The sequence below is a fragment of the Roseibium sp. LAB1 genome, from assembly GCF_054658235.1.
On record NZ_BAAGIB010000004.1, the window covers coordinates 627,641 to 641,406 of the forward strand.

The window sequence follows — 13,766 nt, forward strand, 5'->3', positions numbered from 1 at the left end:
CTGAATTGCACCCCGGAAATCGTCGTTGGCCGGCGTGATGGACAGACCGTTTTCATTCTGCCCCTGCAACTTGAACGTTCCGCCGGAACATCCACGTTGACCTTTCTCGGCCACCAGAACGGCAACCAGAACACCGGGATGTGGGATGCAGATTTCTACCGGCATGTCACGGCTACCGAGATGAAGGACCAGCTCCTTTCGGTCTGCAAACAAACCGGTGCCGATCTTCTGAAACTGGAAAACGTGCCGGAGACCTGGCATGGACGCTGCCATCCACTTGTATTCGAGGGAGCTGCGCCAAGTCCAAGCCCTGTATTCGCCCGCTCCCTTCCCGCTGATTTCGGGCAACTGTTCAACGAGACGCACAGCAAATCGGCCCGCAAGAACCTTTTGCGCAAGGAGCGGCATCTTCAGAGTGCTGGTGGTTACAGTGTCGCCAAAGCTGTCGACAAGGCCGACAAGCAACGGGCCTTCGACGCGTTTCTCCAGCAACGTGCCGTGAGGGCGAAGGCTGCGGGCATCCCCAATGTCTTTTCGCAAGCACCTGCCCGGGAATTCCTCTCCGGCGTGCTAGGCCTAGGTGAGAGCGAAGATACACAGGTTCGGGACCTCCATCCGCTCGAGCTTTGGTACCTGGAAGCAGATGGCCAGATCCGCGCCACCTATCTGTGTGCTGAACATGGCAAGACGCTTTATGCCTACAGCAACAGCGTCGCGCATGACGACATGCTGCCCAACAGCCCCGGCCTGGTCCTGATCAAGGAAATTATCGAGCGTGCATGTGCAGCGCCTGATATCTCTGTTCTGGACCTCGGCCTTGGCGAAGAGCGCTACAAGACCGATTGGGCGGAACCGGTTCTGCTGATGGACAATCTGGTCGCGATTACCTGGAAAGGCGCACTCAGGCTGCGTCTGGAAGCCGGACGGCTGAAGGCCAAAACCCATGTCAGAAATTCGGCGACCCTCTGGCCACTGATCCGGCGCTTGCGAAAGTGGAAGGCGGGCATCGGCCGACACGGCTGAACACCCTGCGTTACCCTCTGTTATCAGCCCCGCCCTCAGGCGGCGTGGCCATCGCCGTTGCGGCGCGGCCCCGGGCCGGCTCCACCAGAAATGACGACTTCCACCTTGGCGCCGGTGTTATGTGCCAGAAGATTTGCCGCGCTTTGCAGCTCATGGCCGTGATCGGGTGCGGAGGCCGCAATCAGAACCCTGTCCGCGAAACTCAACATGCGGGCACTCGCCAGAGATCCATCGATGGCACCAAGATCGACAACAACAGTTTCGTAGGTCGACTTGATCGCTTCCAGGGCAAGCTTGAAGCGCTCCGAGTTCACCATCTCATCCGTGATCTCGACCCGGCCTGCCTCGATGATATGCGCCTTGGATCCCGCATCACGATAGACCACTTTCGCAAAGGGTGCTGTGCCGGCGACGATGTCCGAAAATCCTTCAGCCCCCTTCAGATTGGACTGGTCCGGAAAGACCTCCATGATGAGTGCGGACTTGCCGCTTTGGGCCGCCTTCCGGATCAGATCGAAGGCGAGTTCGTGAGACAGGCTCTCGTCATCGACACTGAGCACAACGACACGTCCTGCTGCTTCGACATCGGCCGCATGCCTCGTCTTGAGCTGTTCTTCACGCTGCGGACGGCCAGCAGGCTTGGCCACGGAGGCGACCGATGCACCAGCGGATTCCTCCTCCTGTATATCCGTATCGGCCTCTTTCGTGCCACGTATTTCCCCACCCCTGTCCGGACTGACATCGTGGTCGTACCGCGTTTGTGTCTTGCGGCCGAGAAGCTTGCCGGCGAGGATCCCCGTACGTCCCTTCGGACGCGCCTGTGTTTCTTCGGCAGGCTTTTCCTCGGTTTGCGTTTGCTCTGTCGGCGTCTGCTCGGCAACCGATTCTTCTGCAGCGTCTTGAACGCCGTCATCAGGCTCGGGCAAATCCGGGTCGGCCGGTGCAGTTGCGTCATTCCCGCGCCACTCGCCGGGCTCTATCCTGTAACTGGCGACAGTCTGACCGTAGCCGCCTCCCCAGGCGGGATTTCCCTCTCGCACCGGATCCTGACGGACTTCCTGTGTCCGGTAGAGCGCGTTTCCATTGAGGAATTCGCGCATGAGGACGAAGGCACAGCCGAGAATAAAGGTCACGAGTGCGGCAATGATTGTGCTGGCGATGATCTTGGGTGAATCCGGTTCCACCGGCACACTGGCACGGGAAATGATCCTGGCATCGGCTGGTAGCACCTGAGCCCTCAAGCGGGAATCGGCTTCCTGAAAACTCAGAAGAAGCTGGTCCAGTTGAGCCGCCTTGGCATTGGCTTCACGCTCCAGCTCCGTAAGCCTGGCCTGGTCGGCGTTGGATTTCGCTGCAGCGGTTTTCAATTCGTCAAGGCGGGCCCCGAGCGCCTTCGCGCGCTGGTCTGCCACCTTGGCGTCGTTTTCCAGTCCCTGCAGGATCTTGCGCGCTTCGGATCGGAGTTGACGGTCATAATCGCCAAGCTGCGACTGCAGGGCTTTCAACTGCGGATGGTTGGGCAGCAGCGTGATGGAGAGTTCGGCAATGTTGGATTGAATCTCGACCTGACGCTCGCGCAGACGCTGGATCAGTGCGGAATTCAACACATCGCTGGCTGTCTCTAGTGATCCGCCAGAATTCAGAAGTTCGCGGATGAGGTCGGCTTTTGCCCGGGCTTCGGCCTTGGCAGACTGGGCATCGGAATAAGCGGTGCTGGTTTCGGCAAGCTGCTGCTGGTTCAGCGGAATATTGTCGGCACCAATCAGAAGATCCGCACGAGCGCGGAAATCCGAGACCGCCTGCCGGGCAGCCTGAACTTCCCGGCGCAACTCGACGATCTGAGGCTCGAGCGCAGCAGAGGCCTGTTCGGTGGTCTGCCGTTTCGCACTGGATTGGACAGCCAGATACTCGTCAACAATCGTATTGGCGACCTTGGCCGCGAGGACCGGGCTTTCAGCGGAATAATCGACCGCGATAACGCGGGATCCCTCCAGCCGGTAGATCTCCAGGTTCTTGTAGTAATGCTTGAGAACCCGCTCCTCCTCGCTGTTGCCTTCCGACTCGGAGCCAAACCCGACCAGCGACAGCATAAGGTTCACCAGACTGCCATTGTCATTGGCGTCGAATTCGGGAATCGCCGCGAGGTTGAGCTTGTTGGCGACACGGCGCGCCAGGTCCGCAGACTTCAGAAGCTGCACCTGACTGACAACGCCTTCGCTGTCGAGCAGTGCGCGCTCCTCTTCCTGTCCTCGCGAGGCACCGGGCAGATTGTCCGTGCTCTCGATGATGATGCGCGCTTCGCCCTTGTATTTGGGCGCCACAAACTGAAGCCCCAGAAAGACGGCAACGGTGACGAAAAGCGTAAGTGGCAAAAGCCAGCCCAGAGATCGGCCGATCGTCCGCAACAGACCACCCAGATCCAGCGCCATATCGTCTTCGGAATGTGTCTGCCGTTCAGCATTCATCGTTTGAAACTCCAAAATACCGGCAAACTATGTCGAATTATGGTAAGCGTTAGGTTAAGGTGGTCACAACCTCACAGGCTGCCCTGTTAATTAATGCATGCGCAAATTTGACAGGGTGCCAAACGGGTCTTTTTTTCTCTTCACCCTCAATTAACCATAAAGCGCGATCCTGTCTCCGAATTGTAGGAGAGTCGTTGATGCGAACGAGAGCGCTTGTTGTCCTGGGTCTTTGCCTGGGCCTTGCTGCATGCAGCGGGTACAGACAGCCGCCGACAGCGTTTCACGAAACACTGACCCAGCCATATCGCTTGGACTCGAGCGATAAGCTGCGCATTATCGTGTTTGGCCAGGATGACCTGTCCAATACTTATGTCGTTGATCAGGCAGGATATATTTCCTTCCCACTGGTCGGTAGCGTCGCCGCGCGCGGGAAGACCCAGCAAGGCCTGGCGGCGGAAATCTCAGCCAAGCTGCGCCAGGGATATATCCGCGATCCGGACGTTTCGGTGGAAGTCGATACCTATCGTCCGATCTTCGTCATGGGCGAAGTGCAAAATGCAGGCCAATATAATTACGTCGCCGGCATGACCGTCCAAAACGCCATTGCAACGGCGGGCGGTTTCAGCTCTCGAGCCCTGCAGTCGGATGTGGATATCACCCGTCAGCTCAACGGTGAAATTCTAAACGGCCGTGTGCCTATTTCGGATCCGGTGCGTCCCGGTGACACAATTTATGTTCGCGAGCGTTATTTTTAGGGTCCCGGCGAATTAACCGTGGACTCACCTCCCTTTGTTAGGGTGCAGTTTCAGGGCCCCACAGGTTCAATAAGAAGCCTGGGGGTGGAAACAGGGATACTGCATCATGACAACGACCCCCATGCGGATCGTGCATTGTGTGCGCTCGCCCATTGGCGGCATTTTCCGCCACATCCGGGATCTGGCCATCTGCCAGTCGGAAGCGGGACACGATGTCGGCCTCGTATGCGACAGCAACACGGGCAGTGCTTTTGACAATCAGCTTCTTGAAAAGCTGAAACCGAAGCTTGCTCTCGGCCTTGCACGCTTTCCCATGCAACGTCAGCTGACCGTTCAGGATCTGACGGCAACCGTTTCCCTTTACAAGCACATTCGGGATCTCAAACCGGACATCCTGCACGGGCATGGAGCCAAGGGCGGCGCCTATGTGCGCATGATCGGCAGCGTTCTGCGGCTTCGCGGCCAGAAACCTGCCCGGGTCTACTGCCCTCACGGCGGCAGCCTTCATTACGACCCCAATCGTTTCGAAGGCCGCGTCTATCATACGCTGGAACGTCTGCTGGGCCGTCTGACTGACGGGCTGATCTTCGTATCCGACTATGAAGCTGCCGCATATGAAAGCAAGGTGGGGCAACCCAGAGCACGATCGCGCATCGTCTACAACGGGCTGACGGCAGAAGAATTCACACCTGTTCCGGCAAATGAAGATGCCGCCGACTTTCTTTACATCGGCATGCTGCGGGATCTGAAGGGCCCGGACCTCTTTATCGAAGCGCTTTACAACATTCGCCTGAAAACCGGCACAGCCCCCAAGGCTCACATCGTCGGAGAAGGCCCGGATGAAGAGCGCTATCGCAACATGGTCACGAAACTGGGGCTGGATGGTGCCATCACTTTCCGGGGAGCTCTGCCCGCCCGCGAGGCATTCAAACTTGCAAGAAATGTTGTGGTGCCCTCGCGTGCGGAAGCCATGCCCTATATCATTCTGGAAACCGTGGCGGCTGAACGGCCACTGATCGCGACCCGGGTTGGCGGTATTCCGGAAATTTTCGGCCGCTATGCCAATCGTCTGGTCGAACCGGGACATATCGGCAAACTGACCACGGCAATGGAAGAGGCACTCGCAGATCCGGCTGGCATGGCACAGCAGGCGAAAAGCCTGCGTAGCTGTCTTGCCGAAACATTTTCGGTGGACCTGATGAACGATAGAATAACCACGCTTTATCAGGAAATTCAGGGCATCGCCCCGACCGATAACCCGACATCCGTCCAGGTCGAGACTGTCTCAGCCGTACCCCGTGCGCAGACTGTTTTTGCCAGATCGAGCAACCAGCAATGAATACCCCTGTTTTAAAACCCACAAATCCGGTCGACCCGAAGCCGATATCGAGCGGATCGACTGGTTTGGGGCACAGATTGGAAAAACATTTCAGGCATACTGTTCATAGCGTAAATGGACAGAGCAACGTCGAGGTTCTGTCCGCCGCCAATACCAGCCTTTCAGCCGAAGCCTTTGAAATCGCACAAGCTCTCGGTGGCAAAGGCATTTCTATTACCGTTCTGACTGGCATGGTTCGCTTGACGGACGTGCTGCTGATTGCCTGCACCGCCCTTTTTGCAGGCTTTGCCAGCCCGGAGGCTGCGGGTTTCGGACTTGGCAATCTGTTCTTCACAGGCGCAGCCGTGCTGTTCGCGCTTGCCTTTTTCCAGGCCGCCGATGTCTATCAGGTTCCGGTCATGCGCCAGGGTCTGTCGCAGCTCGGCCGCGTCGCAGCCGGCTGGACTCTGGTTTTTGCCATGTTTGCGCTTCTGCGGACCACGACAGGTCTCGGCACGGAGCTATCGGACGCATGGATTGGTACCTGGTTTGCCATCAGCCTGACCGGTCTTTGCCTGTCTCGGTTCGTCGTTTATCGACTGGTGCGCCACTGGATGAAATCCGGCCGCCTGGAACGGCGCGCGATCATTGTCGGCGGAGGCACCGCTGCGCAGGAACTGATCCACGATCTGGAAGCTCAGCCGGACAATGACATCCGCATTTGCGGCATTTTCGACGACCGGAACAACGACCGGTCACCGCCTGTCGTTGCCGGTTATCCGAAGCTCGGCAACATCAGCGCACTTGTGGAATTTGCCCGTCTGGCTCGCATTGACATGCTTATTGTCTGCATTCCCCTGCGCGCGGAGCAAAGGGTTCTCGAACTCCTGAAAAAATTATGGGTCCTGCCGGTCGATATCCGTCTTTCTGCCCACACGGACAAAGTCCGGTTTCGCAACCGCGGCGCGAGCTTCATCGGCACGGTTCCGTTTGTCGATGTGGTCGAAAAACCGATCGCCGACTGGGACATGGTCGCCAAGCGCATCTTCGACCTGGTCTTTGCCTCACTTGCCATCATCACACTGCTGCCGGTCATGATTGCGGCCGCCATCGCTGTGAAGCTGGACAGCAAGGGGCCGGTCCTGTTCAAGCAGAAACGCTATGGCTTCAATAATGAGATCATCGAAATTCTGAAATTCCGGTCGATGTATTCGGAAATGGCGGATCCGGACGCCAAGAAGGTTGTGACCAAGGGCGATCCCCGCGTCACCAAGGTCGGGCGCTTCATCCGCAAGACCTCCATCGATGAACTGCCGCAGCTCTTCAACGTTCTTGGCGGCAGCCTGTCCCTTGTCGGCCCTCGCCCGCATGCGGTCAATGCCCATACCAACAACAAGACCTGGGACGATGTCGTCGACGGATATTTTGCCCGCCACAAGGTCAAGCCGGGTGTTACCGGCTACGCCCAGATCAATGGTTGGCGGGGCGAAGTCGACACGCCGGAGAAAATCCAGAAGCGCGTGGAATGTGACGTCTACTACATTGAGAACTGGTCGATCCTGTTCGACCTGAAGATCCTGTTCCAGACCCCATTCCGCCTGCTCAATACGGAGAACGCTTATTGAGCCTGGCGACCGAACCATTCGGCGGCACGCCCCATGCGCGCGCGCCAATTGGTCTTCAGGCCAGAAGTCTGGGCAACGGCGCCCTGTGGCTTGCCGCCTTCCTGTCCGGGTTCGTGATCGAGGAACCGGCTCCTTACGAACTATACATGGCGCTTCTTTCGGTCGTCTGGCTTGCCTGCGGCCTGAAACTTCGCCGGGAATTCGGTCCCCTGATCATCTGCCTGATGCTGTACATCGCCGGCGGCGTCGCTTCCATTCCGATGGCCAAGGAGATGGGCGATGCAATCATGTATATCGCCGTTTCCGGCTTTCTGGCGGTCACCGCGATCTTTTATGCCGCCATTATCGCGGAAGACCCGGCGCGGTTCCGGGTGATCCAGAGCGGCTACATCGCCAGCGCGGTTCTGGTGGCAGCCATTGGTGTTGCCGGCTACTTTCAACTCTTCCCAGGCGCATCCTATTTCACGCTCTATGAACGGGCTCGCGGCACCTTCCAGGATCCCAACGTCTTCGGCCCGTTCCTGGTTCTGCCTGCGGTGCTCCTGATCCAGACGCTGCTCCGGCAATCGGTGCTGCGCAACCTGCATCTGCTGGTGCCTCTTGCCATCCTTCTGCTGGGCGTGTTCCTGAGCTTCTCGCGCGGTGCCTGGGGTGTTCTGTCCGCATCGGTGCTGCTTGTTTATTTCCTTGCGCTCGTCACGGAAAAGGCCGGGCCACGCCGGGCTCGTCTGGTCCTGCTCGGTGCACTTGGCGTTCTCGCCATCTTCGCGCTGATCGGCGCCGCCCTATCGGTAGACACGGTCGCCGACATGTTCGCCGAACGCGCAAAGCTCGTGCAATCCTACGACGGTGCCCGCCTTGGCCGTTTCGCCCGCTATTCGCTTGGCTTTCAGCTGGTGATGGAACACCCGCTTGGGCTCGGCCCTCTGGAGTTCAACAAATACTTCCCTGAAGACGAGCACAACGTTTACCTGAAGGGCTACACCACCTATGGCTGGCTCGGCGGGTCGATCTATATTCTGATGGCGCTTTGGACATTCTGCGCCCTTGTGCCACTTCTGTTCAAATCGCGCCCCTGGACCGCCTTCACACAATGCGTCTTCGCGGTGTTTACCGCGCATCTTATCCTGTCGGTGATCATCGACACCGACCACTGGCGGCACATGTACATGTTGTACGGCCTCGCCTGGGGACTGATTGCAGCCGAAAAACTCGGCCACGGCCGACCAGCACGACAGATTCCCGCCCTGTTTCGCCGTAAGTGAGAGAAGTCTGAAAAAGCCTCTGCCGAACCGCAACAACCTGCTTGCGCTTGTCATGCGAACAAGTTAGGTAGGGTCCGTTCGGGCAGTAGCGCAGCCTGGTAGCGCACTTCACTGGGGGTGAAGGGGTCGTCGGTTCAAATCCGGCCTGCCCGACCAACACCAACTTCCCCAAAAACCTTTTGTTTTGTTTTGCACAGAGTACCCGGCAATTTTGGATTGCATCGGGAAACCGTGCTTTTTGGCTGCCCTTGCAAACTCTCACGCAATGGTATTGCAGGCTGCTGCTTTCACTTCTCCGGGTTGCTTGCCGATGAATGCACACTATGCGTAAACTTACCTATCGTTACGAAGTGTGGCATCTTGTTTCAGCGGCGCGAAATTGGCACCTGATTGCAACCAGCTCAATAATTTAGGCTGCCAGTTTTTATTCCAATATTTCCGAGAACATTTTTGGATGAGAATAACCACCAGCCTTTCGAAAAAATCATCTGACGATTTATATTATTACTATAGTGTCTTTGCACGTAATCTGTTCTGTTCTTTTAAAACCATTCCTACTACTGACATCTATTTTCGAAACGCCAATCGCGATCGCGGATTGAGCCGTGAAGGGATCAACTCCTTTTCGACGCGTGAAGCTGTTGTCGTTTGCCGACGGGACCATCCGAACGTTGTCCAGCGCCTTCTGGGTGACAAGACCAAACGGCTCTACTATGTGATCGACGATAATCTTTGGGCTGCCGACCACGATCCTTCTCTTCCCGAAATCTACCGGCAGAGGCTCCTCAACCTTCGCAACGGGCAGCACAACATGCTTGCAGGAGCAGCCGACACCATTGTTGTGCCCTCGCCTGCGCTGTCCGAGATGTACGAGCAGTTGGGTTTTCGTGTCAAAATGCTCGATCCATATTGGTCTGAAACGTTGTCCGAGGACTGGAGTTTTAAGAGCCTGCCAACCGAAGCCCCGCTCAGGATCGGTTATCTGGGCACAGCAAGTCACGCTTCGGATCGAAAATTCGTTCTGGAGATATTTGAGAAGCTGCTGGTGGCGGGTGCCAATGTTGAACTGACAATCGTCGGAGAGGAAAACGTTCCGCCGCAGCTGATTGGGCATCCACAACTAAGCATTCTGAGGCATCTCAACTGGCACTTCTACCGTAGACGGCTTTTCAAACACCGGTTTGACATCCTTCTCTACCCGGTTATGCCTTCCAGCTTCAACGACGCCCGATCCGCCAACAAACTGACAGAACATGCCGTTTGTGGAGGTGTCGGTGTTTACAGCGACAGCTGGACTTACGCTGATTTCGTCCGTAGCAATCGCGTTGGCCTGGTCTGGAAAAACGACATTCGAATCTGGACGGAGAACCTGCTGTCACTGTCGATCGAACGGAACTTTCGGGACCTCGTCGGTTCACTCAAACCCGTCCACGAGCGAAACGCCCTTGCCGGGAAGGCCCAGCAGACTTTTTGGTCGGAGTGCCTGGATGCTGCCAGCAGCTATTGAATACAAAGCAAACAATCGCTTCTTATCCAGCACTATCCATCGGAAGTTTCTTATAGCCTGGAGTCGCCAACTCTTTAGCCAGTTGCAGCCTGACGTCATCTGAAAAGTTGACACCAATTTCTTCAAGCCAACTGACAAACCGGTCTGATTGCGCTTTCATCTTTTCGAAAGAAATGAGGTAGATCGGCTGTTCAATCTCACCGACAACGTTGGCCATTGCGGAGTAAAAACGAAATGCATGCAGAATGCCAATACGCAAATCTGATGTATTGAGGCTATGTGATGGACTTCTCGTCATAATAGTAGTTGATACATCCAATGGATTTCGTAGAATATATAGATAAATTGAATCTGGATACTGATCTGTGAGCCATTTTAGGTGAAATGAAAAATTTGGAAGTTTCGCTCCAGCAATGTTTTGTTCATTTAACAAATTGTCGATTGCCGATCGAATTTTCTCTTCAGTCAAGTCAGGAGACATCAACTCCGGCAACTCGTGATTGTTAGCATCAACATTACCAAAGTGTACGGATGCACGCCTCAACGCATAAGCCAGCGCTGAAGTTCCCCCGCGGCTCGAACCAGAAACAAAGTACAATCTCTTTTCTTTTGAGTTTATACTATCAATTTTTTCACTGTTAATAGAAATTCCAAATTCAAATATTTTCATATTGCCTCACCAAGTAATTTAATCGGCACCACGACTCTAAATCTTATTTACGCATGACGAATTCGTTCACAACACTATTATTTTACACTACGAACTGCTGACTTCAATCACACTGATGTTAAATACTGCTGCGCTAACGGCAACCAAGATTAACACGATTTTTCTTCGCCAAGTTGCCGTGCAAAATATTGTAGAATATCTTTGCGAATGCGAATTAAAGCACCATTATTAAATATTTAAAACCCGCTTTATTTTCAATTACACATCTTTATGTTAAAATTTACCAATATTCTCAAGAATAAATTTTCACCTAAGTTCTATTAAATCTAAAGCATCCATTTTCATTCGAGAAATTCACGCTATAATATTTATCGAACATAATCTGAACACCCCAACGCTCTCGCATCACATTGCCTTCACGTTCCAATCTCGCCGCTTTTTCAACAGAGGTATCCTTGCCCCGTGAGATCGACTCGTGGTGAATGAGAGTTGCATAAGGCGTGTATACATTGTGCAGACCTGAGGCTGAAAGTTTCAGGCAAAGATCCACGTCATTATAGGCGACCTTGAGGTCCTGTTCATCGAGACCGCCGACCGCCAGATATTTCTTCTTGGCGACTACCAGACATGCCCCTGTCACCGCGGAAACATATTGCGGAAGCTGAAGCCGGGCCTGGTAGCCACTATCTGTTGCGTGATAGCCGTGAAAGGCATGATTGGCGATGCCGCCCGCGCCAAGAATGATACCAGCATGCTGCACCAAGCCGTTTGCGTAAAGCAGCTTCGCTCCAACAGCACCAATGCGTGGCATCGCCGCATAGCAAACCATCTCGCGAAGCCATTCTGAGGAAATCACCTCAACATCATTGTTCAGCAGCGCAACAATGTCTCCTTGTGCCTGAGCAACCGCGATGTTGTTCAGAGCTGAATAATTGAACTCTCCCGGCGCTGAAATGACAGAAACCGGATGCCGCTCAGATATGTCTTCTAAGAAAGTGAGCGTTTCTTTTTCGGCACTTTCGTTGTCGACGATGAGCACGTCAAAGGAAGGATAGGCTGTTTTGCCGAAAATGGTTTCAAGACACCGTTTCAGATAAGAAAGCCGATCACGAGTAGGTATTATCAGCGTGACGTGCGGAGCGGGATCAGGCAGTTCACGGTGAAGCCTGTTGCATCCGTATGGCCCCTCGACAACTGAGGTCCTGTCTTCCGGATAATTCGTCGCCAGATAGTCACGAACAGCACGTTGGCGCGCATCGATTGCTTGCGCCAGCGCTCGATCCGAGAATGTCCCCGACCCTCGAAATGCACGCCAGTGGTACAATACTCTGGGAATGTGGCGTATCCGGTCAACACTCGTTTTAGCGACGATCCGCAGCGCAAGATCATGATCCTGACTGCCTTCGAAACCTTCACGTAAACCGCCAACTTGCCGCAGCAATGACGTTCTATAGACACTGAGATGGTTGAGATAGTTCTGGGCGAGAAACAGTTCCTCGTTCCAATCCGGTTTGAAATGAGGGCCGTCGAGCCTCCCGTCTTCTCTGATCTTGTCCTCGTCCGTGTAGATCAAATCCACATCAGGATGCTGGATAATTTCTTTCGCGATGTGAAAAAGAGCATGGATTGGCAGAACGTCGTCATGATCCATGAAGGCAACAAATGAGCCCGTCGCAAGGTCAAGAGCGGAGTTCGATGCTGCGCAGATGTGCCCGTTTTTGTCTCTGAAGACGAGTTTGATGCGCTTGTCATCAGCCGCAAGAGCTTCAAGGATCGCGCGGACATGAGGCACGGTCGAACAGTCGTCCGCTATGCAGAGTTCCCAATCCTGATAGATCTGCTGTCTGACGGATTGAATTGCTGCTCCAAGCTGCTCTCCGTCAGTATTATAGACCGGCATGACGATGGAAATCAGAGGCTTTTCGTCCCAACCCTCAATCTCCTTCCGAAAGCCCGCAATTTCTTCGTCAGTCAGCTTTGCCTGAGCCTCGCAGACGGCATTCGCAATGCGATCATTGTATGCCTGGACGAAATTGCTGCTGAAGACTGCACGAAATCTGTTCTGTGCACGTACCCTCTTGCCCAAAAGATACCACCAGCAAGCAGCCCCGAAAGTATAAGGAGATACGAAAACCTGGCTAACCCGGGGAAGGACTTTCATAAATATTTATCCTTCAAATTCCGCAAAAAACTAATCTAATTGGTGCACCGAGAAGGCAAAAGAAGAAACCGGATCTGGTGCCACTATGTTGCCTGCGCGATCTTCAGCAAATAACTGCCATATCCGCTGTTGGAATAGTCCGCGCTCAGCCGTTCCAGGTCGTTCACAGTAATCCAGCCGTTCTTGAATGCAATTTCTTCCGGAACGGCGATGCGGTGCCCCTGTCTTTTTTCGATGGCCTGTACGAAGGTTGCGGACTCTATGAGGCTGTCGTGCGTTCCCATATCGAACCAGGCAAATCCGCGCCCCAGCTGTTCGACATGAAGGTCTCCACGTTCCAGATACCGCGCGTTCACGTCCGTGATTTCGAGTTCACCACGCGCACTTGGCCGGATGTCGGAAGCAATAGCGACAACGTCCTTGTCGTAGAAGTATAGCCCTGTCACAGCCCAGGAAGACCGGGGAGACTTCGGCTTTTCTTCCACTGTTGCCGGTTTTCCGGAAGCGTCGAACGCAATGACACCATACCGCTCGGGTTCAGCAACCTCATATCCAAAAAGAGTTGCTCCGGCCTTTCGTTCTGACGCTCGCCTAAGCATTTCCGTCAAGCCGTGGCCGTAATAGAGGTTGTCTCCCAGGATGAGAGCACATTCCTGTCCGGCAAGAAATTCTTCGCCGATCAGAAAGGCCTGCGCGATGCCGGCCGGTTCTGGTTGAACAGCGTAGCTGATGTTGATGCCCCAGCGGGCACCGTCTTCCAGAAGGCTTTGAAAGGCGACCGCGTCACGCGGCGTCGTGATGACCAGCAGATCGCGGATCCCTGCAAGCATCAGGACACTCAACGGATAATAGATCATCGGTTTGTCGTAGACAGGCAGCAACTGTTTGGAAAAGCATCTTGTGACCGGGAACAGACGTGTTCCACTTCCGCCTGCCAGCACGATGCCTTTCATGTTCCAACTCCAGTTCCATTTGCT

General features: G+C 54.8%; 10 protein-coding genes and 1 tRNA gene. 7 read left to right on the forward strand and 4 right to left on the reverse strand.

The genetic code is table 11. From position 1 onward, the window contains the following. Positions 1-96 precede the first annotated feature (96 nt). Positions 97-1,023: a GNAT family N-acetyltransferase gene (locus ACYQ54_RS24310; RefSeq protein WP_460087128.1), complete on the forward strand. Its 927-nt coding sequence runs from the start codon at positions 97-99 to the stop codon at positions 1,021-1,023. Between the two features lie 35 nt (positions 1,024-1,058). Here the strand turns inward: ACYQ54_RS24310 and ACYQ54_RS24315 are convergent, their stop codons facing one another. Continuing rightward, on the reverse strand, positions 1,059-3,488 hold the full coding sequence (locus tag ACYQ54_RS24315) for an exopolysaccharide transport family protein (RefSeq protein WP_460087131.1): 2,430 nt from the start codon (positions 3,486-3,488) through the stop codon (positions 1,059-1,061). Positions 3,489-3,685: 197 nt separating this feature from the next. Here ACYQ54_RS24315 and ACYQ54_RS24320 point away from each other — a divergent pair, with 197 nt between their 5' ends. The 6 genes from ACYQ54_RS24320 (at position 3,686) to ACYQ54_RS24345 (ending at position 9,958) form a co-directional block, all read left to right on the forward strand. After that, positions 3,686-4,243, forward strand: a complete 558-nt coding sequence (locus ACYQ54_RS24320; RefSeq protein ID WP_460087133.1) for a polysaccharide biosynthesis/export family protein — start codon at positions 3,686-3,688, stop codon at positions 4,241-4,243. Between the two features lie 106 nt (positions 4,244-4,349). After that, complete coding sequence (locus ACYQ54_RS24325; protein WP_460087135.1) at positions 4,350-5,582, forward strand: glycosyltransferase family 4 protein; 1,233 nt, start codon at positions 4,350-4,352, stop codon at positions 5,580-5,582. After that, positions 5,579-7,186 (forward strand): undecaprenyl-phosphate glucose phosphotransferase, encoded by a 1,608-nt coding sequence (locus ACYQ54_RS24330; protein WP_460087137.1) that lies wholly within the window; start codon positions 5,579-5,581, stop codon positions 7,184-7,186. The genes ACYQ54_RS24325 and ACYQ54_RS24330 overlap by 4 nt, the downstream gene beginning before the upstream one ends. Then, positions 7,183-8,451: an O-antigen ligase family protein gene (locus tag ACYQ54_RS24335; protein WP_460087140.1), complete on the forward strand. Its 1,269-nt coding sequence runs from the start codon at positions 7,183-7,185 to the stop codon at positions 8,449-8,451. The genes ACYQ54_RS24330 and ACYQ54_RS24335 overlap by 4 nt, the downstream gene beginning before the upstream one ends. A gap of 79 nt (positions 8,452-8,530) precedes the next feature. Beyond that, positions 8,531-8,607: transfer RNA gene (locus ACYQ54_RS24340), tRNA-Pro, on the forward strand. A 298-nt stretch (positions 8,608-8,905) separates the two neighbouring features. After that, the gene (locus ACYQ54_RS24345) at positions 8,906-9,958 is read left to right on the forward strand and encodes a glycosyltransferase family protein (protein WP_460087142.1); all 1,053 of its coding nucleotides are present in this window, start codon (positions 8,906-8,908) and stop codon (positions 9,956-9,958) included. 22 nt (positions 9,959-9,980) lie between these two features. On the opposite strand, the gene ACYQ54_RS24350 is transcribed toward ACYQ54_RS24345, so the two are convergent. The 3 genes from ACYQ54_RS24350 to rfbA form a co-directional block, all read right to left on the reverse strand. Then, positions 9,981-10,628 (reverse strand): hypothetical protein, encoded by a 648-nt coding sequence (locus ACYQ54_RS24350; RefSeq protein ID WP_460087143.1) that lies wholly within the window; start codon positions 10,626-10,628, stop codon positions 9,981-9,983. Between the two features lie 310 nt (positions 10,629-10,938). Then, a complete protein-coding gene (locus ACYQ54_RS24355) occupies positions 10,939-12,789 on the reverse strand; it encodes a glycosyltransferase family 2 protein (protein ID WP_460087146.1) in 1,851 nt (616 codons plus the stop codon). Between the two features lie 83 nt (positions 12,790-12,872). Next, the gene (rfbA, locus tag ACYQ54_RS24360) at positions 12,873-13,742 is read right to left on the reverse strand and encodes a glucose-1-phosphate thymidylyltransferase RfbA (protein WP_460087148.1); all 870 of its coding nucleotides are present in this window, start codon (positions 13,740-13,742) and stop codon (positions 12,873-12,875) included. Between the last annotated feature and the right edge of the window lie 24 nt (positions 13,743-13,766).